Source organism: Microbacterium sp. LWH7-1.2 (assembly GCF_038397755.1).
GTDB lineage: Bacteria > Actinomycetota > Actinomycetes > Actinomycetales > Microbacteriaceae > Microbacterium.
In genome coordinates this window covers 1,409,141-1,428,096 of the sequence record NZ_CP151637.1, presented here as the reverse complement: position 1 = coordinate 1,428,096, position 18,956 = coordinate 1,409,141, and the positions used below count along the sequence as shown (strand labels likewise).

17 protein-coding genes are annotated in these 18,956 nt (G+C 70.8%); 14 read left to right on the top strand and 3 right to left on the bottom strand.

Going from position 1 to position 18,956, the window contains the following annotated elements; translation table 11 throughout:
* The first annotated feature begins 6 nt into the window (after positions 1-6).
* From MRBLWH7_RS06790 to MRBLWH7_RS06740, 11 genes are all read left to right on the top strand, one after another.
* Positions 7-2,745 (top strand): DNA translocase FtsK 4TM domain-containing protein, encoded by a 2,739-nt coding sequence (locus tag MRBLWH7_RS06790; RefSeq protein WP_342000467.1) that lies wholly within the window; start codon positions 7-9, stop codon positions 2,743-2,745.
* A gap of 59 nt (positions 2,746-2,804) precedes the next feature.
* Positions 2,805-3,377, top strand: coding sequence for a CDP-diacylglycerol--glycerol-3-phosphate 3-phosphatidyltransferase (gene pgsA / locus MRBLWH7_RS06785; protein WP_342000466.1), 573 nt, complete (start codon positions 2,805-2,807; stop codon positions 3,375-3,377).
* Positions 3,374-3,859 carry a CinA family protein gene (locus MRBLWH7_RS06780; protein WP_342000465.1) on the top strand — a complete coding sequence of 162 codons (486 nt, stop codon included), beginning with the start codon at positions 3,374-3,376 and terminating at the stop codon, positions 3,857-3,859. The genes pgsA and MRBLWH7_RS06780 overlap by 4 nt, the downstream gene beginning before the upstream one ends.
* Positions 3,860-4,027: 168 nt before the next feature.
* Entirely contained in the window at positions 4,028-4,336 is a 309-nt protein-coding gene (locus tag MRBLWH7_RS06775; protein ID WP_018172206.1) for a helix-turn-helix transcriptional regulator, read from the top strand.
* 18 nt (positions 4,337-4,354) lie between these two features.
* Entirely contained in the window at positions 4,355-4,579 is a 225-nt protein-coding gene (locus MRBLWH7_RS06770; RefSeq protein WP_342000463.1) for a DUF3046 domain-containing protein, read from the top strand.
* 256 nt (positions 4,580-4,835) lie between these two features.
* Positions 4,836-5,885 (top strand): recombinase RecA, encoded by a 1,050-nt coding sequence (gene recA / locus MRBLWH7_RS06765; RefSeq protein ID WP_342000462.1) that lies wholly within the window; start codon positions 4,836-4,838, stop codon positions 5,883-5,885.
* On the top strand, positions 5,885-6,748 hold the full coding sequence (locus tag MRBLWH7_RS06760) for a regulatory protein RecX (protein WP_342000460.1): 864 nt from the start codon (positions 5,885-5,887) through the stop codon (positions 6,746-6,748). The genes recA and MRBLWH7_RS06760 overlap by 1 nt, the downstream gene beginning before the upstream one ends.
* Positions 6,749-6,801: 53 nt before the next feature.
* Positions 6,802-7,794 carry a phosphotransferase gene (locus MRBLWH7_RS06755; protein ID WP_342000459.1) on the top strand — a complete coding sequence of 331 codons (993 nt, stop codon included), beginning with the start codon at positions 6,802-6,804 and terminating at the stop codon, positions 7,792-7,794.
* 67 nt (positions 7,795-7,861) lie between these two features.
* Positions 7,862-9,412, top strand: coding sequence for a tRNA (N6-isopentenyl adenosine(37)-C2)-methylthiotransferase MiaB (gene miaB / locus MRBLWH7_RS06750; protein ID WP_342000458.1), 1,551 nt, complete (start codon positions 7,862-7,864; stop codon positions 9,410-9,412).
* A 7-nt stretch (positions 9,413-9,419) separates the two neighbouring features.
* The gene (miaA, locus tag MRBLWH7_RS06745; RefSeq protein WP_342000457.1) at positions 9,420-10,346 is read left to right on the top strand and encodes a tRNA (adenosine(37)-N6)-dimethylallyltransferase MiaA; all 927 of its coding nucleotides are present in this window, start codon (positions 9,420-9,422) and stop codon (positions 10,344-10,346) included.
* A 9-nt stretch (positions 10,347-10,355) separates the two neighbouring features.
* A complete protein-coding gene (locus tag MRBLWH7_RS06740; protein ID WP_342000456.1) occupies positions 10,356-10,778 on the top strand; it encodes a GNAT family acetyltransferase in 423 nt (140 codons plus the stop codon).
* Here the strand turns inward: MRBLWH7_RS06740 and MRBLWH7_RS06735 are convergent.
* Positions 10,765-12,396: a cytochrome b N-terminal domain-containing protein gene (locus tag MRBLWH7_RS06735; protein WP_342000455.1), complete on the bottom strand. Its 1,632-nt coding sequence runs from the start codon at positions 12,394-12,396 to the stop codon at positions 10,765-10,767. The genes MRBLWH7_RS06740 and MRBLWH7_RS06735 overlap by 14 nt on opposite strands.
* Before the next feature lie 121 nt (positions 12,397-12,517).
* On the opposite strand from MRBLWH7_RS06735, the gene dapF reads away from it, so the two are divergent.
* A complete protein-coding gene (gene dapF, locus MRBLWH7_RS06730) occupies positions 12,518-13,408 on the top strand; it encodes a diaminopimelate epimerase (RefSeq protein ID WP_342000454.1) in 891 nt (296 codons plus the stop codon).
* An 8-nt stretch (positions 13,409-13,416) separates the two neighbouring features.
* Here dapF and MRBLWH7_RS06725 read toward each other — a convergent pair whose 3' ends face one another.
* Complete coding sequence (locus tag MRBLWH7_RS06725) at positions 13,417-14,064, bottom strand: methyltransferase (RefSeq protein ID WP_342000453.1); 648 nt, start codon at positions 14,062-14,064, stop codon at positions 13,417-13,419.
* A 115-nt stretch (positions 14,065-14,179) separates the two neighbouring features.
* Between MRBLWH7_RS06725 and hflX the strand changes: the two genes are divergently transcribed.
* Complete coding sequence (hflX, locus tag MRBLWH7_RS06720) at positions 14,180-15,697, top strand: GTPase HflX (protein WP_342000452.1); 1,518 nt, start codon at positions 14,180-14,182, stop codon at positions 15,695-15,697.
* A gap of 24 nt (positions 15,698-15,721) precedes the next feature.
* Here the strand turns inward: hflX and MRBLWH7_RS06715 are convergent, their stop codons facing one another.
* On the bottom strand, positions 15,722-17,659 hold the full coding sequence (locus tag MRBLWH7_RS06715) for a prolyl oligopeptidase family serine peptidase (protein ID WP_342000451.1): 1,938 nt from the start codon (positions 17,657-17,659) through the stop codon (positions 15,722-15,724).
* 274 nt (positions 17,660-17,933) lie between these two features.
* On the opposite strand from MRBLWH7_RS06715, the gene MRBLWH7_RS06710 reads away from it, so the two are divergent.
* Complete coding sequence (locus MRBLWH7_RS06710; protein ID WP_342000449.1) at positions 17,934-18,896, top strand: methylenetetrahydrofolate reductase; 963 nt, start codon at positions 17,934-17,936, stop codon at positions 18,894-18,896.
* Positions 18,897-18,956 lie beyond the last annotated feature (60 nt).

Genomic DNA, 18,956 nt, shown 5'->3' with positions numbered 1-18,956 from the left:
GGGGGAATGGCCAGGAGCTCAAGCCCGACCAGCCGGTCGCGCGCGTCTTCGAGCGCGTCGACGAACGCGCGTTCCAGCGCGTCCTCGTCGGCGCGCAAGCCTGCGACCGCGAAGCCGGCACCCGCACCCAAGCGCTACGTCGACGAACCCGCTCGCGCGCCCGTCATCCTGCGGGCGTGGATGGGCCTCGCGCACGCCACCGGCGGCCTCTTCCGCGCGTTCGGTCCCGAGGCGCTCGAGAAGGACCAGCGCCGCGACGGCTTCCCGTTCCTCCTCGTGCTGCTCGCGATCGCCGGTGCCGTGAACGAGTGGTTCTTCATCGGCGACGAGGTCGCCAAGACCATCAGCGCGTACACCGTGGGCGGCCTCATCGGCCGCGAGGCGTTCGTGCTCCCCGTCCTGCTGCTCATGCTCGCCGGCTGGATGTTCCGGCATCCGTCGTCCGTGCACGACAACGGCCGCGTCGGCATCGGCTTCGGCCTGCTCGTCCTCACGATCGCCGGCTTCTGCCACGTCGCCGGCGGGCGGCCTCAGCCGAATCAGGGGCTGCCCGCACTGAGCGAGGCGGGCGGCCTCTTCGGCTGGATGCTCGGCGAGCCGCTCGCGCTTGTGCTCACCGACGTCGGCGCGTACATCGTGCTTTCGCTGCTGGCGGTGCTCAGCATCCTGATCATCACGAAGACGCCCCCGAACCGCATCGGCCGCCGTCTGGGCGAGCTGTACGCCTGGATGTTCGGCGCCGAGCCGCGGGAAGAGAAGTCGACGACGGATGCTGCGGCCCCGGCCGATGCGGATGACGAGGGCGACTCCTCGCTGCCGTTCTGGCGTCGCAACAAGACGGGGCGCGAGAAGGATCCGGAGGGTGGGCTCGGCTCGCAGGACCTCACGGAGCTGCTGCCGGCGGGCTCATCGCAGGGCGGCTTCGAGCAGGCCATCGCCCCCGTCGCGCCGGCACCGCCGGCGGACGCGCTCACCGAGGTCATCGACCCCGCGGTGCTGTCCGCGGCGAAGGCGACGGCCTCCTCGCGCACGTCGCTGCGCGACGACGCCGAGGTCATCGAAGACGACGGGACGCTCCCCGGGCTCGACGGCATCGGCTCCGTCGCGAGGGTCGACTCGCCCTCCGCGCCGTACCGGCTGCCCTCGGTCAACTCGCTCGCCGCCGGCTCGCCCCACGTGGCGCGCTCGCAGGCCAACGACGACACCGTGCGGGCCATCACGAGTGTGCTCGATCAGTTCTCCGTCGACGCACGCGTGACGGGGTTCTCTCGCGGCCCCACCGTGACGCAGTACGAGATCGAGCTCGGCCCCGGCGTCAAGGTGGAGCGCATCACCGCGCTCACCAACAACATCGCGTACGCGGTCGCCTCGAACGAGGTGCGCATCCTCGCTCCCATCCCGGGCAAGAGCGCCATCGGCGTCGAGATCCCGAACACCGACCGCGAGATCGTGACGCTCGGCGACGTGCTGCGCTCGCAGACCGCGACCAGCCAGACGCACCCCATGACGATCGGGGTCGGCAAGGACGTCGGCGGCGGCTACGTCGTGGCCAACCTCGCGAAGATGCCCCACCTGCTCGTCGCCGGCTCCACCGGCTCGGGCAAGTCCAGTTTCGTCAACTCGATGATCACGAGCCTCTTGATGCGGGCGAAGCCCGCGGACGTGCGCATGGTGCTGATCGACCCGAAGCGCGTGGAGCTCACGTCGTACGCGGGCGTGCCGCACCTCATCACGCCCATCATCACGAACCCGAAGAAGGCCGCCGAAGCGCTGCAGTGGGTCGTGAAAGAGATGGACATGCGATACGACGACCTCGCGTCGTTCGGCTTCCGTCACATCGACGACTTCAACAAGGCCGTCGTCGCGGGCGAGATCACGCTGCCTCCGGGCAGCGAGCGGGTGCTCAAGCCGTATCCGTACCTGCTCGTCGTCGTCGACGAGCTCGCCGACCTCATGATGGTGGCGCCACGTGACGTCGAGGACTCGATCGTGCGCATCACTCAGCTGGCGCGCGCCTCGGGCATCCACCTCGTGCTCGCGACCCAGCGACCCTCGGTCGACGTCGTCACAGGTCTCATCAAGGCCAACGTGCCCTCGCGTCTGGCGTTCGCCGTGACGAGCGTCACCGACTCTCGCGTCATCCTCGATCAGCCCGGCGCCGACCGCCTGATCGGCCAGGGCGACGGCCTCTTCCTGCCGATGGGTGCCTCGAAGGCGCTCCGCGTGCAGGGCGCGTGGGTGAGCGAGAAGGAGATCGAAGAGGTCGTCAAGCACGTCACGCACCAGGCACGGCCGGAGTATCGCGCCGACGTGGCGGCGGTGGCCGAGAAGAAGGAGATCGACGCCGACATCGGAGACGACCTCGAGCTGCTGCTCGCGGCGGCCGAGCTCGTCGTGTCCAGCCAGTTCGGCTCGACGTCGATGCTCCAGCGCAAGCTGCGCGTCGGCTTCGCGAAGGCCGGTCGCCTCATGGACCTCCTCGAATCGCGCGAGATCGTCGGGCCGTCCGAGGGATCGAAGGCTCGCGACGTGCTCGTGACGGTAGAGCAGCTCCCATCGGTGCTCGCGCGCCTCCGGGGGGAGGATGTGCCCGATCAGGCGCCCGCGGCTCCAGCGGCGCCCGCCACGGCGGCGGACGACCGCTACGGGACGGATGCCGTGGCCTCGCAGTACGACGGCTACCCCGTCGTCGAGAGCGACGACGACGGCTCCGAGGACGCCTGGGGTCTCACGGGCCGCGACTGACCCACGGGGCGGCACCGCTGCGGCCGCCCTGTGACGACACGCGCCGATAGGCTCGGGCCATGGCGATCCCCCGGCAGCTGCCCAACGCGATCACGATCGTGCGCATCCTGTGCGCACCGGTCTTCCTGTGGATGCTCCTGGCCGACGGTGGAGCGGACGGCGCCCTCCGATGGTGGGCGGCCGTGCTGTTCATCGTGGCGATCGCGACCGACGGGATCGACGGCTATCTCGCCCGCAAGCACGAGATCGTCACCGACCTGGGCAAGCTCCTCGACCCGATCGCCGACAAGGTGCTCACCGGCTTCGCCTTCATCGGGCTGTCGATCCTGGGCGAGTTGCCGTGGTGGATCACGATCATCGTCCTCATCCGCGAGATCGGCATCACCGTCTACCGGTTCCTGGTGGTGAGCGACCACGTGTTGGCCGCCGCCTGGATGGGCAAGCTCAAGACGCTCGCCCAGGGTCTCGCGCTCTCGTTCGCCCTCCTGCCGTTGTGGACCGTCGTCGGCGACTGGATCTTCTGGGTCAACGGCGTGCTCATGACCATCGCGGTGATCCTCACGATCGCGAGCGGCATCGACTACATCGTGACCGAGATGCGCGCGGCCCGCGCGAAGCGGCGCGACGCGTGAAGGACGGGGCGTCGAACGCAGCGGATGCCGCGGCCGCGGTGCTGCGGGCGCTTCACGTCCGCGGCTGGTCGATCGCGGTCGCGGAGTCGCTGACCGGCGGTCGCGTGACGGCCGCACTCGTCGACATTCCCGGCGCGTCTGTATCCGTGCGGGGCGGGGTCGTCGCATACGCCACCGATCTCAAGGCGACGGCGCTCGGTGTGGAGGCGGACCTGCTCGCCGCGCGCGGAGCAGTCGATCCCACGGTCGCCGAGCAGATGGCCCACGGTGTGCGCCGCGTGCTTCGCGCGGATGTCGGCCTGGCGACCACCGGCGTCGCCGGACCCGATCCCCAGGACGGCCAGCCCGTCGGCACGGTCTACATCGCCGTGGCGACACCCGAGACGACGGTGGTCTCGCAACTGGCCCTGACGGGCTCGCGCGACGACATCCGCAGCACGACGGTGCAGAAAGTGCTGGAGCTGACGCGCACGCTGCTGTGAGGCAGGCGTCGGGCGTGACACCGAGTCCGGGAACAGATGGTGTTTCGTCTCGGTTACATTCGGAGATTCCCACCCATTGCCCAGTCCACGGGATTAGATTGGCATCATCCGGTGCTGTACTGTTGGCCACCCGGACGACGGTGGAATCAGAAGTGAGGAGGGGCCCTGATGATCCTGGTACGTCAAGAGATCGGCGAAGTGCTTCGTGATTTCCGCCAGCAGAAGGGGCGCACCCTCCGCCAGGTGGCCAGCCGCGCAAGTGTCGCGCTGGGCTATCTGAGCGAGGTGGAGCGCGGCCAGAAGGAGGCCTCGAGCGAGATCCTCGCGTCGGTGGCCGAGGCGCTCGATGTTCCGATCTCGATCATCATGCGCGAGGTCGGCGACCGCATCTCGGTCCTCGAGGGCCTGCAGACCTTCCCCGACGTGGTCCCCGACGACCTCGTGGCGTCGGTCGACGCCGAGCTGTCGCTGCGCTGATCGCGCCGCTTTCTCCGTATGCGTCGCAGTGAGTTCAACCGTGCGGTGAGCGACGAGTTCGGTCTGCGCGCGAACGCCGTCGTATCCGATCTGTACCTGTCGAAGGTGGGCGGCCGCACGGCTGCCGAGGCGATCGAAGCCGGCGTCGACCCGCGCGAGGTGTGGCTCGCGCTGTGCGAGGAGCTGGACGTTCCCGCCGAGCGGCGCTACGGCGTCGGACGACTCGAGCCGCGCCGCCGCTGACGGGCCGGCACGCGTTTGCGTGGCTGTGGCCCCGGCGTGTCATCGAAGAAGTGTTCGAGATCCGCGTAGGCTCCTGCACAGCAGGTGTCGAGAGCGTGTTTTCAACGTACGGGGATGGAGCGAAGGCCGATGTCGGAGCCCCTCCCTAACGTGAACAGCGTCGAACGACACCTCACGCCTTGTCGCAGCATCCGTCCCACCGGGGTGGAGCGCGACAGCCTACAGGCGACGGAACGCGAGCATAGAGGAGCACGTCATGCCATCACCCGTTGACCGCGAGAAGGCCCTGGAATCGGCCCTCGCACAGATCGACCGGCAGTTCGGGAAGGGCTCGGTGATGCGGCTCGGCAGCGACGAGCGCGCTCCCGTCGAGGTCGTGCCCACCGGCTCGATCGCCCTCGATGTCGCGCTCGGCATCGGCGGTCTCCCGCGCGGCCGCATCATCGAGATCTACGGACCGGAGTCGTCGGGTAAGACGACGCTGACCCTGCACGCGATCGCCAACGCGCAGCGCGCCGGGGGCATCGCGGCGTTCATCGACGCGGAGCACGCGCTCGACCCCGACTACGCGCAGAAGCTCGGCGTCGACATCGACGCGCTGCTCGTCTCCCAGCCCGACACGGGTGAGCAGGCGCTCGAGATCGCCGACATGCTCGTGCGCTCCGGCGCGATCGACCTCATCGTGATCGACTCCGTCGCCGCCCTCGTGCCCAAGGCCGAGATCGAAGGCGAGATGGGCGACTCGCACGTGGGTCTGCAGGCGCGCCTCATGTCGCAGGCGCTGCGCAAGCTCACCGGTGGCCTCAACCAGACCAACACCACGATGATCTTCATCAACCAGCTGCGCGAGAAGATCGGCGTGTTCTTCGGCTCGCCTGAGACCACCGCCGGCGGTAAGGCGCTCAAGTTCTACGCATCGGTGCGTCTTGACATCCGCCGTATCGAGACCCTGAAGGACGGCGCGGAGGCAGTAGGCAACCGCACGCGTGTCAAGGTCGTCAAGAACAAGATGGCGCCGCCGTTCAAGCAGGCCGAGTTCGACATCCTGTACGGAGTCGGCATCTCTCGCGAGGGCAGCCTGATCGACTTCGGCGTCGAGCACGGCATCGTCAAGAAGTCCGGCGCCTGGTACACCTACGAGGGCGAGCAGCTCGGGCAGGGCAAGGAGAACGCCCGCAACTTCCTCCTCAAGAACGCGGACGTCGCGGCCGAGATCGAGACGAAGATCAAGACGAAGCTCGGCATCGGCGTGCCCAAGGCCACGGGCGAGGTCGCGGACGAGCTGGCGGCGCGCCGCCCGGCCTGATGGTCCGTTTCGTCGACAGCGGGGGAGAGGAGTCCGGCTTCGAGAACGACGCCGGGCTCGCCCCCGTGACCTCGCTCTTCGGCGACCGCAGCGCGAGGGCGTACCCGAAGACGGCGGCCGACGTGCGCCAGCAGCTCGAAGACCGCATTCCCGAGAAGCGGACGACCTCCGACTCCTGGACCGCACCTGCCTCGGCGCCGTCGGCGCCTGCTGCAGCTGAACGGCGGACTGAATGGGACGACGCTCCGGGCGGACACCGCGAGCCTGAGCGGGATGCCCGTCCCATCGACCTCGAGACCGAGCGGGCCGGCAGAACCCGCTCCGGCGGGCGCCGGAGGAGCGGACGGGACGCCGCCGACGCCGCCGACTCCGCCGGCTCGGCTGATGCGGCCGAGCTCGGCCTGCTGAAGAAGCTGCGCGCGCGTCAGCTCTCCGTCTCGGAGGCGAAGACGTATCTCGGCCAGTTCGAACTCGGCAGCGAGGGTGTCGAGGCGATCCTCGACGCCTTCCTCGCGCGCGGCTACCTCGATGACGCCCGGCTCGCCGAGCAGCTCGTGCACGCCGGCGTCGACCGCAAGGGTCAGGGGCGCCAGGCGATCTCGCAAAGCCTCGCGAAGCGGGGTGTGCCGCGCGACATCGCCGATGCGGTGCTCGCGGAGCTGCCCGACGACGACGCCGACCGCGCTCTCGAGTTCGCGCGATCCAAGGCGGGCTCCATGCGCGGGCTCGAGCGGGACGTCGCCCTTCGCCGGCTCGCCGGTCAGCTCGCGCGCCGCGGCTACGGCGGGTCGGCGGCCCTCAACGCCGCGCGGCAGGCGCTGGACGAATCGATGCGTCCCTCAGGACGCGTGAGGTTCGACTGACGCTGAGGACGCGAGCGCATGTCGAGGGTGTGCCGCGCCGCTAGGGTGAGCGGATGCTCACGAAGTTCCTCGTCGATGAGGCGCAGCTGACCGACCTCGTCGCACCCGTCGGGCGCCTGTCGTCCGCCGAACCGCTGTCGGGTGGGATGTTCGCGACGGCGTATCGGCTCCACTTCGACGACGGGCGCAGCGCGGTCGCGAAGATCGTGGGCGCCGACACGTCGCGGTTCCTCACCTACGAGCGCGGCCTCCTCGGCACCGAGGCGCTGACTTATCGCATGCTCGAAGACAGCGGGGTGCCCGTGCCACGCGTGCTCCACACCGACTTCACCCGGGAGCTGCTCGACGCCGATCTGGTCGTCGCTGAGCACCTCCCCGGAGTGCCCTGGTTCGGCCACGAGCTCGATGAAGCGCAGACCGCGGTCGTGCGCCACAACCTCGGCGCCGTCATGGCGGGCCTGCATCGGGTCGAGGCTCCGTCATTCGGGTACCCGGCCGCCGACGCCGGGCTCAGCGCCGGCACCTGGCGCGACGCCTTCGTCCTCATGATCGAGGCGGTCCTCGCCGATGCGGAGCGGTGGCAGGTCGCTCTGCCCGCTGAGCGTGTGCGCGCGGCGGTCGCGGCGCACTGCGGCGCACTCGACCCCGTCACCCGCGCCGCCGTCGTGCACACCGACCTCTGGGAGGGCAACGTCTTCATCGACCCCGAGACCCTCGACATCGTCGGGATCATCGACACCGAGCGCACGCTGTGGGGCGACCCGCTGCACGAGCTCGTGGGTGCCGACCAGTTCGGCACCGGCGAGCCGAACGTCGACCTGCTGTCGGGCAACACGGCCGCCGGCGGTGTGCTCGCCCGCGAGCTCGCCTCTCCCACCGGTTTCACGCGCCTGCAGCTGTCGCGCCTGTACTTCTCGCTCGTGCTCACGATCGAGCCCACGATGCGCGGCTACGAGGGCGAGTGGGCCGTCGGCTACGAGAACGGCGCACGCTCCAACCTCGACCTCGCCCTGGTTCGACTCGAGGCCACCCCGACCGCCTCCTGATGGGCCGCGGACGCGGCATCCGTCACCAGCCTCCGTGCACCCGGGCGGCTCGTAGAATGGCGGGATCATGTCTTCCCCTTCCGCCACCCCGACTCTCATCGCGCCTTCCGCGGCGGCGCACGATGTCGACGGGCGTGCGCGCACGTACGAGGTGCGCACGTTCGGCTGCCAGATGAACGTGCACGACTCGGAGCGGCTCTCCGGTTCGCTCGAGAGCGCCGGCTACGTCCGCGCCGAGGCGGGCGAGGAGGCAGACGTCGTCGTCATCAACACCTGCGCCGTGCGCGACAACGCGGCCGGCAAGCTCTACGGCACGCTCGGCCACCTCAAGTCCCGCAAGGACAAGCACGAGGGCATGCAGATCGCCGTCGGCGGCTGCCTCGCCCAGATGGACAAGGACGTCGTCCAGCAGAAGGCGCCGTGGGTGGACGTCGTCTTCGGCACCCACAACATGGGGTCGCTGCCCGGCCTCCTCGAACGTGCGCGTCACAACGGCGACGCCGAGCTCGAGATCCTCGAGGCTCTCGAGATCTTCCCCTCGACGCTGCCAACCAAGCGCGACAGCATCTACAGCGGTTGGGTGTCGATCTCGGTCGGCTGCAACAACACCTGCACGTTCTGCATCGTGCCGAGCCTGCGTGGCAAGGAGAAGGACCGCCGTCCCGGCGACATCCTGAACGAGATCCGGCTCCTCGTCGACGACGGCGCCATGGAGGTCACGCTCCTCGGCCAGAACGTCAACTCGTACGGCGTCGAGTTCGGCGACCGTCAGGCGTTCGGCAAGCTGCTGCGCGCCGCCGGCGAGATCGAGGGCCTCGAGCGCATCCGCTTCACGAGCCCGCACCCGGCCGCGTTCACCGACGACGTCATCGACGCGATGGCCGAGACCCCGGCCGTCATGCCGCAGCTCCACATGCCGCTGCAGTCGGGAAGCGACCGCATCCTCAAGGCGATGCGCCGGTCGTACCGCAGCGAGAAGTTCCTCGGCATCCTCGATCGCGTCCGCGAGAAGATGCCCGACGCGGCGATCTCGACCGACATCATCGTCGGCTTCCCCGGCGAGACGGACGAGGACTTCGAAGACACCATGCGGGTCGTCGAGCAGGCGCGGTTCGCGAGCGCCTTCACGTTCCAGTACTCGATCCGCGAGGGCACCCCGGCGGCGACCATGCCCGACCAGGTGCCCAAGGAGATCGTGCAGGAGCGCTACGAACGTCTCGTCGCGCTGCAGGAGCGCATCTCGCTGGAGGAGAACCAGAAGCAGCTCGGCCGCGAGCTGCAGGTGCTCGTCTCCACGGGCGAGGGCAAGAAGGACGCCGAGACCCACCGTCTCACCGGCCGCGCCGAAGACAACCGGCTCGTGCACTTCGAGGTGCCGGCAGGGTCCGACATCCCGCGCCCCGGGGACGTCGTCTCCGTCGTCGTGACGCACGCCGCTCCGTTCCACCTGCTCGCCGACTCCACCGACGGCGCGCCGCTGCGCATCCGTCGTACGCGCTCCGGCGACGCCTGGGATCGCTCGCAGGCCGAGTCGTGCGGCATCCCGGCGCCTGCGGGGGAGTCCGGCGCGCCGCGCGCGGTCTCGCTGGGTCTGCCGACGCTGCGCATCGGCGTCTGATCCGTCCGTGAGCACCACCGAGGGCGCTCCGACGGCCCCGAGCCTGTGGGCCGTCGTCGGCGCTACGGGGACGGGCAAGACCACTCTCTCGCTCGAGCTCGCCGAAGCCCTCGCGGAGCGCGGCCGCCCGGCGGAGATCGTGAATGCCGACGCCATGCAGCTCTACCGCGGCATGGATATCGGCACCGCGAAGCTTCCCGAGGCCTCCAGACGCGGCATCCGTCATCACCTCTTCGACGTGCTCGATGTCACCGACGACGCTGCGGTCGCCTGGTATCAGGATGCTGCGCGTACTGCGATCCGTGAGGTCCACGCCCGAGGCGCCGACGCGGTGCTGGTCGGCGGCTCGGGGCTGTACGTGTCGAGTGTGCTCTTCGACTTCCGCTTCCCGCCGCGGGACGAGGAGCTCCGTGCCCGGCTCGAGGCGGAGCTCGACGCACACGGCCCCGGAGCCCTCTACGCCCGCCTGCGCGCGCTGGATTCCGCGACGGCCGCCAACGTCGACCCGCGCAACGGCCGTCGCATCGTGCGTGCCCTCGAGGTGCTCGAGCTCGGTGAACGCACACACGGCGCGACACTGCCCGACGAGCCCGTTCTCTGGCACGACGACACGCGCATCGTCGGGGTCGCGGTGCCGCGCGATGAGCTCGTGGTCCGCCTCGACGCCCGCGTGGAGGCGATGTGGCGGGACGGGCTTCTCGACGAGGTGCGTGCGCTGCGCGCGCGCGGCCTCGAGCGTGGCGTGACCGCGCGCCGCGCCATCGGCTACGCGCAGGCGCTCGCGCAGCTCACGGGCGAGATGAGCGAGGCCGAGGCCATCGCCGAGACGCAGGCGCTGACGCGCCGCTACGCGCGGCGCCAGGTGTCGTGGTTCAAGCGCTATGACGATCTTCGCTGGGTGGATCCGGGACCGGATGCCGCGGCCCTGGCATGACTCGTAGTCATGAGCATCGCGATCCGGGCCTTCGATCTCCCCGACACTGAGGCGGTCGTCTCGCTATGGCAGCAGACGGGGCTCACGCGGCCGTGGAACAACCCGTACCAGGACATCCGCCGCAAGCTCTCCGTGCAGCCGGAGCTGTTCCTCGTCGCCGTCGACGACCGGACGATCGTCGGCACGGTCATGGCGGGCTACGACGGCCACCGCGGCTGGCTCTACTATCTCGCGAGCGCCCCCGAGCGGCGTGGCGAGGGGATCGCACGCAAGCTGGTCGCCGAAGCGGAGGAGCTTCTCACCGAGATGGGCTGCCCGAAGGTGCAGTTGATGGTGCGACCCGAGAACGGGATCGCGCAGGGGTTCTACGAAGCGCTCGGCTACGAGCCCTTCGAGACGTGGAACACCGGCAAGCGCCTCATCGCCGACTGACGGGAAGCTGGGCGGAGTCCGCTCGGGTCTCTGCGGCGTCGACGCGGTCTTGCGCGTAGATCGCCCACAGGCGTGCGCGCACACGCCGGGCGACGGTCCGCGTGCCGCGCCGGTCCGGGCCGATGTCGGGCGGCGGCGGCGTGGGGGGCAGCGCGATGCGCGCCCGCTCCGCGTCGTCGAGCGGGTGGTGCAGTTCGACGTACTCACCGCCGGGCAGGCGCACGATGCGACCCGTCTCGTAGCCGTGGTCCAGAAGTTCGCGGTCCTTGCGCTGCAGGCCCAGACAGACGCGACGCGTGACCGAGAACGCGATGAACGGTCCGATGAGGAGGGCGGACTGCAGCGACAGGATCACGTGCTCGATGCTCACGCTGAAGGCGGGCGCGATGACATCGGCGCCGCCTGCGGCCCACAGCACGCCGGCGAACACGAGGCCGGCCACGCCGATCCCGGTGCGCGTGGGCGCGACCCGCGGCCGATCGAGGACGTCGTGCTCGCGGCGGTCATCGCTCACCCACGCCTCGAGGAACGGGTAGGTCGCGACGGCCGCGAAGAAGGCGCCGACGACGGCCAGCGGCGCCAGGATCGCGAGGGTCCAGGTGCGACCGAGCCACACGATCTCCCACCCGGGCGGCACCAGTCGCAGCGCGCCGTCGAGGAAGCCGGTGTACCAGTCTGGCTGGCTGCCGGCGCCGGCATTGCCCGGATCCGCGGGACCGTAGAGCCAGATCGGGCTCACGGTCACGGTGGCCGCGATGAGCACGAGCAGAGCGGTCACGACGAGGAACAGTCCTCCTGCGCGGGCGGCTGCGGTGGGGATGAGCGGCACTCCGTCGCGCGCCGCACCGTGAGCGCCCGGGAACCGCGGAGCGCCGTGCCGCCACGCCGCGACGGCCCGCAGGGCGAGGAACAGCAGCAGCGCCCCGGGGAGGACCACGGTATGGAGCGGATAGAGGTTCTCGATGATGCGTCCCGGGAACGACCCGCCGAAGAGCACCGTCTTTAGCATGGTGCCGACGACCGGGATCCCGAGCATGATGCCCTCGACGATGCGCAGGCCGGTTCCCGAGAGCATGTCGTCGGGGAGGGCGTAGCCGCTCCACCCCGTCGCGAGCGCGGCGATGAACGCGAGCAGCAGCAGCACCCACATGCCGCGGCGCGGCCGGCGGAATCCGCCGGTGAAGAAGGTCGTGACCAGCTGCAGGACGATGGACGCGGGAAGCAGGAGCCCCGCCCAGTGGTGCGACTGCCGGAGCACCTGCCCGCCGGGCACGTCGAACGTCACGTGCATCGTCGATGCGAACGCGTGGGAGACCTCGGTGCCGTGGAGCGGCGCATAGGAGCCGACGTACGTGGTGGACGCGCCCGAGGGCGTGTAGAAGAACATGAGCAGCACGCCCGTCACCGTCACCACGACGAGCGCCGCGGCGGACACCACCCCGAAGAGGCTCGTCCAGTGGGCTGCCGCACGACGCTGCCGCAGCCCGGCCCAGACATCATCGATGCGATGGCCGAACACGGTGGTTCGCGCGACCCGGTCGGCCAGCCGGTCGATCGCTGAGCGCCGCCGACCTCTCCCCGCGTGGTGCGGATCCGTCTCGATCCCGCTGCCGTGCACGCCGCCTCCTCCTGTCGCTCTCACACATATGACACCGGCAGGTGGCGGAGTGTGACAGCGCCGCGTCGCCGACGGTGTCGGGCCTGGCCGGCGCCTCCGATCGCGCCCGTAGACTGGTGCGATGCCGCAGACGATCGCGTTCACCAAGGGCCACGGCACCGGCAACGACTTCGTGATCGTCCCCGACCCCGATGGAACGCTCGACCTCAGCGACGACCAGGTCGCAGTGCTGTGCGACCGGCGCTTCGGCATCGGCGGCGACGGCATCCTGCGTGTGGTGCGTGCGAGCGCGATCGACGAGGGCAGAGAGCTGCTGGCAGCATCCACGCCTTCATCGGGCACCGTGGAATGGTTCATGGACTACCGCAACGCCGACGGTTCGAAGGCGGAGATGTGCGGCAACGGCGTGCGGGTCTTCGTGCGCTACCTCGTCGACGTCGGCTGGGCCGAGGTCGACGGCACGCCCCTCCACGTCGGCACGCGCGCGGGCGTCAAGACGGTCACGCGGAGCGACCGCGGGTACGAGGTCGACCTCGGCCCGTTCGTCGTCGACGACTCCGGTGTGCTCGTCCGCACGCGCGGCGGAGGCGCACCGCGGCCGGGGGTCGGAATCGACGTGGGCAACCCGCACGTCGTCGTGGCGCTGCCCGACGACGCGGAGCTCGAGGGGCTCGACCTCGCCGCGCAGCCGCTGCTCCAGCCCGAGCCGCCCCACGGCGCCAACGTCGAGTTCGTGGTGCCGAGCGACCCGCTCGTTCACGAGGGCGTCGGCTCGATCCGCATGCGCGTGTTCGAGCGCGGTGTCGGCGAGACGCTCAGCTGCGGCACCGGCGTCGCCGCTGCGGCGCTCGCCGTGCGTCACTGGGCCGGCCCCGCCGCGCCCGACCACTGGGTCGTCGAGGTGCCGGGCGGCACGCTGGGCGTGCGGATGCCCGAGGTCGACGGTGAGCGGCACGTGCTGCTGTCGGGGCCCGCGACCCTCGTCTACACGGGCGAGGTCACGCTCGCGTAGCGGGCATGTCAGAGCGCGGGCAAGTCGATCGGCTCGCTCGGCGGTGAGCCGTGACGGCGAACCTTGAGCACGCGGAAGCCGCGAGCGGTCGCCGCACGGTGCACGCTGAAGCGCCGGTCGAGCGTCGCGGCGAGCCACCGCTGCAGCGAGTCGGACCCGAGATTGCGCTGCACCACGAGCCACGCGTCCGCCCGCTCGTCGAGCCGGGGAAGCCAGCGTTCGAGCAGGCCGTGCAGCTCGTTCTTGCCCACGCGGATCGGCGGATTCGACCGGATCGTGCGGAACACGATGTCGTCGGGAACATCGTCGGGCAGCGAGGCGTTGACGTTGTCGAGACCGAGTGCCGAGGCGTTCCGACGCACCAGGTCGAGAGCTCGTTCGTTCACGTCGACGGCCCACACCGTCGCGTGAGGCGCATCGAGCGCAAGGCTGAGTGCGATCGGCCCCCATCCGCACCCGAGGTCGAGGAAGTTCCCGCTCGCCGGAGGCGGGGGAGTGTTCGACAACAGCACCGCGGTTCCCGAGTCCACGTGGTCGGGGCTGAAGACGCCCCCGGCGGTCGTGACCTCGAGATCGCGACCGGCGAGTGTGATCCGGATGCGGCGCAGATTCTCGGGGCTGGCGGGCGTCGCACTGAAATAGTGGTCACTCCCCATGACCGATGAGCCTAGCGGAGGCGCCCCGCATGGCGGGAAGCTAGAATTCACGGATGCCGCGAACCGGCCGATGAACGGCGGAAAACGGCATCCCCGGCAACAAGCGAAGGAACACATGACGGATACCACGACACCCCAGAGCACCGACGAGACGCCGGTGGACCCGGTGGATCGCGTGCTGGCGCGCGCCGAAGCGCGCTCGGGGGTGCACGTCTTCGGAGCCGCCCAGGCGCTCCAGGACGAGGCGACGATCGGGCGTGCCGACACCGACGGCGAGCAGTGGGACCGCGAGGAGCGTGCCGCACTGCGCCGCGTCCCCGGGCTCTCCACCGAGCTCGAGGACGTCACAGAGGTCGAGTACCGGCAGCTGCGCCTCGAGAACGTCGTCCTCGTCGGCGTTCACGCGCAGGGCGAGACCGAGGACGCCGAGAACTCCCTGCGCGAGCTCTCGGCTTTGGCCGAGACCGCCGGTGCCGTCGTGCTCGACGGCGTCCTCCAGCGGCGCCCGCACCCCGACCCCGCGACCTACGTGGGCCGTGGCAAGGCGGAGGAGCTGCGCGACATCGTCGCCTCGGTCGGAGCCGACACCGTGATCGCCGACACCGAGCTCGCGCCCAGCCAGCGACGCGCGCTCGAGGACGTCGTCAAGGTCAAGGTGATCGACCGCACGACGGTGATCCTCGACATCTTCAGTCAGCACGCGAAGAGCCGCGAGGGCAAGGCCCAGGTCGAGCTCGCACAGCTCGAGTACCTGCTCCCGCGCCTGCGCGGCTGGGGTGACTCGATGAGCCGCCAGGCCGGTGGCCAGGTGGGTGCGGGCGGCGCCGGCATGGGTTCGCGTGGTCCCGGTGAGACGAAGATCGAGCTCGATCGCCGCCGCATCCGCACGCGCATGGCGCAGCTGCGCAAGCAGATCCGCGACTTCGCGCCCGCGCGCGACGCCAAGCGCGCCGAGCGCAAGCGCAACACGATCCCGTCGGTCGCGATCGCGGGGTACACGAACGCCGGCAAGTCGTCGCTGCTCAACCGCCTCACCAGTGCGGGCGTGCTCGTCGAGAACGCGCTGTTCGCGACGCTGGACGCCACCGTACGGCGCACCGAGACCGGTGACGGCCGCATCTACACGCTCACCGACACCGTCGGGTTCGTGCGGAACCTTCCGCACCAGCTGGTGGAGGCCTTCCGCTCGACGCTCGAAGAAGTCGGCGACGCCGACGTCATCGTGCACGTCGTCGACGGCTCGCATCCCGACCCGGCGGCCCAGCTGGCGACGGTGCGCGACGTAATCGGTGACGTGGGGGCGCGGGACATCCCCGAGATCATCGTCTTCAACAAGGCCGACCTGATCGATGACGATGCCCGCCTGCTGCTGCGTGGACTCGAGCCGAAGGCCGTCTTCGCGTCGTCCCGCACGGGCGAGGGGATCGACGAACTCCGGGCGCTCATCGAGGAGACGCTGCCGCTGCCGGCTGTCGAGGTGCGGGCGCTCGTGCCCTACGACCGCGGCGACCTGGTCTCGGCGATCCACGAGCAGGGGATGATCCTCGCGCAGGAGCATGAGGAGGGCGGCACCGCCGTGCACGCCCGCGTGGGCGAGCACCTCGCCGCACGCCTCGCACCCTTCACGGTGTGAGACCGTGATCCGCCGCTCGAGCCGCTAGTCGAGCTCGAGTGGCGGCACTCCCGGCGTCTCGAAGCCGAACACCTGGCCGAGGAACGCGAGCTCGGCCTCCAGCGTCCGGACGAGTGTGGTCGCGCTCCGGAACCCGTGCCCTTCGCCCTCGAACGCGAGGTAGGCGTGCGCGACGCCGTTCGCCGCGAGGGCGTCGCGCACCGCCTCGGACTGCGACGGCGGCACGACGAGGTCGTCGAGCCCCTGTTCGATGAGCAGCGGCGTCCGGAGCCGATCGAGGTGGGTCAGCGGCGACCGCTCGACGTACAGCGCCTCCGCCTCGGGGAGCGGCCCCACCATGCCGTCGAGGTAGCGGGCCTCGAAGTCGTGCGTGTCCTCGGCGAGCTTCCGGAGATCCGCGACACCGTAGCGGCTGATGCCCGCGCTGAACGCGTCGGAGTTGGTCAGCGCGCGCAGCACCGTCCAGCCGCCCGCCGAGCCGCCCGCAATCGCGAGCCGGCGGCCGTCGGCCGCGCCCGCCGCCGCCAGCCCGCGCGCGGCGGCGACGACGTCGTCGACGTCGACGACTCCCCACTGTCCGAGCAGGCGCTCGCGGTAGGCGCGCCCGTAGCCGGTCGAGCCTCCGTAGTTGACGTCGAGAACGCCGATGCCGCGGCTGGTCAGGTAGGCGATCTTCCCGGATGCTGCGCCACCGACGTGATCGGTCGGCCCGCCGTGGACGAACACGACGTACGGGGGCTTCTCGCCCTCGGGGCCGACGACGCCGGGGTTCGTCGGCGGGTAGTCGAAGGCGTGCACGGGTCCGTGGGGGCCGGGCACCGTGACCGCGCGGGAACGCGGCATCCACTCGGGTCCCCACGGTGACGCGCCGCCGACGAGGAGCCGCGTCGCCGCCGTGTCGTCGACATCGATCTCCCACAGTCCGGCGCCGCCGGAGCCGGCGCCCGAGACCAGCACGCGCGTGCCGCGGGCGTCCTCGATCGACAGGCGCGTCACCGCGTCGACCGGCAGCGTGCGGCGCCCACCGGCGGTGTCGAGCACCACGAGCTCGTCTGATCCGTTCGTCTGCACCGCGACGATGCGCCCGTCGCCGAGCAGGGTGAACCATCGTGTGCCGAGCACCCACAGCGGCCCGCCGGTGTCGGCGTCCGCCGCAGCGACCGGCTCGTGTCGGAGGTCGGCCGTGAGCCGCAGCCGCCACAGGTTCCAGCGACCGGCGGGATCGTCGGCGTAGACGAGGTCGTCATCATCGATCCACGCGGGCTGCAGCGGCGAAGAGCCGCCGCCCGCGACGGTGGTCCACTCCGGGCCGTCGCCGCCCTCGAGCCGGCCGATGCGGAGCTCCGCGCGATCCCAGGCCATGTGCGGGTGATCCCATGCGATCCACGCGAGACGCGTGCCGTCGGGCGACAGCGCAGGGTGGGCGACGAAGTCGCTGCCGCCGGCGAGAGAGGTCAGGTGCGCAGCATCCGTTCCCGTGCCGTCCAGGGGGATCCGCACGATGTCGCGAGCCGGCACGGCGGTGCCGCGGGTGTGGTCCTCGCGCACGGCGAGCAGACGGCCCTGCTGCAGCGTCAGGCCGCCGAACCGGACGTCGCCGGCGTCGGGCGTGAGCGGGCGCGGCCGGCTGCCCGGGTCGAGCCGCCACACGCGCTGGTCCGACTTCTCGACGAAGTACAGCACGCCGTCGTCGTCGGCCGTCCACGAGCCGCCGCCGTACTCGTGCACGCGTGATCGCGCGCTCCATGGTGCGGCGAGCACATCGACGACGGCTCCGGATGCTGCCCTCCGGCGCACTGCGGAGCGCCCGCCCTCCTCGGGCACCGACTCGCCCCACCACGCCTCCGGGTGGTCCGCGCCGACGAAGCGCGCGCCCTCGAGACGCGGCGAGGCCGCGGATACGTCCTCGGCGGAGATCGGGGATGGCCAGCTGCCGTAGGGGAGCACGTCCGGTGTCGTCACGCACCCCACGCTACGACGAAGCCCGCCGGCGGCGCGATGACACAGAACGTCACAGGCCGCGCATGGGCGCCCGGCTCCGCTACCGTGGAGCCATCGTCGCCCGGTCGTCTTCACGGACACCCCGAACCTCGGGGCACCGGGCAGGAGCGACAGCCGAGCCCGGCACCCGCCCGCATTGACACCCCCTCCGCCCTCGGGTGGAGGTGAGGTGCCGCGGCCGCCCGGGCCCTCCCGTTCGGCTCAGCCCTGTCCGCCGATCCCTGAGAAGCAGGCCATGTCGATCGACCTGAGCACTCCTCCCGTGCCGATCTCCTTCGAGGTGTACCCGCCGCGCTCCGACGCGGGCGTCGCCGCCCTCCACGAGACGATCCGCCACCTGGCATCGGTCGATCCGAGGTTCATCTCGGTGACCTACGGCGCCGGCGGCTCGACCGGCGGACGGTCGCTCGAGCTCCTGACCCACATCCTGCGCGAGACCCATGTCGAGCCGCTCGCGCACCTCACGTGCGTCGGGAACACCTACGCCGGCGCGAACGCCCTCATCCGGGAGTTCCTGGATGCCGGGATCACGAGCTTCCTCGCCCTCCGCGGCGATCCGCCCGCGGGCGTGTCGGAAGACGACGTCTTCCTCGGCGACCTCGACAGCGCGGCGCAGCTCGTGCAGCTCATCGACCGCGTGCAGGCGGAGCGGGCGCCCTACAGCGAGGCGCCGATCCCCGGCGTGCCGGGTGCAGTGCGACTGGCGGAGCGGCCTCGGGTCGACATCGCCGTGGCCGCGTTCCCCAACGGCCACCCGCGCTCGCGGCATCCGTTCGAAGACATCGACGCGCTGCTCGCGAAGCAGGCGGCCGGTGCCACGCTCGCGATCACGCAGCTCTTCTTCCACGCGGACGACTACCTCGCCTTCGTGCAGCGATCGCGCGAGGCCGGCGTCACGATCCCCATCCTCCCCGGCATCATGCCGATCACCTCGCCCACACGACTGCGGCGCGTGCTCGAGCTGACCGGGGAGCAGCTGCCGGCAGACCTCGCGATCGCACTCGACATTGAGCCGACCGCGGAGGGGCAGCGGGTGGTCGGCGTCGCGCACGCCGCGCGCCTCGCCCGCGAGGTCGTGGACGGCGGCGCCCCCGGAGTCCACCTGTACGCGTTCAACAACCACGACACGGTTCTCGACGTGCTGCGTGAAGCCGGGGTGCTGGACCCGGCGACGCGAATGCCCGACGCCGTCCGCTGACCCGGACGCCGCGATCCGTCGGATGCCCGACGGGTCTCTTCAGCGACCCCGAAAACCCCA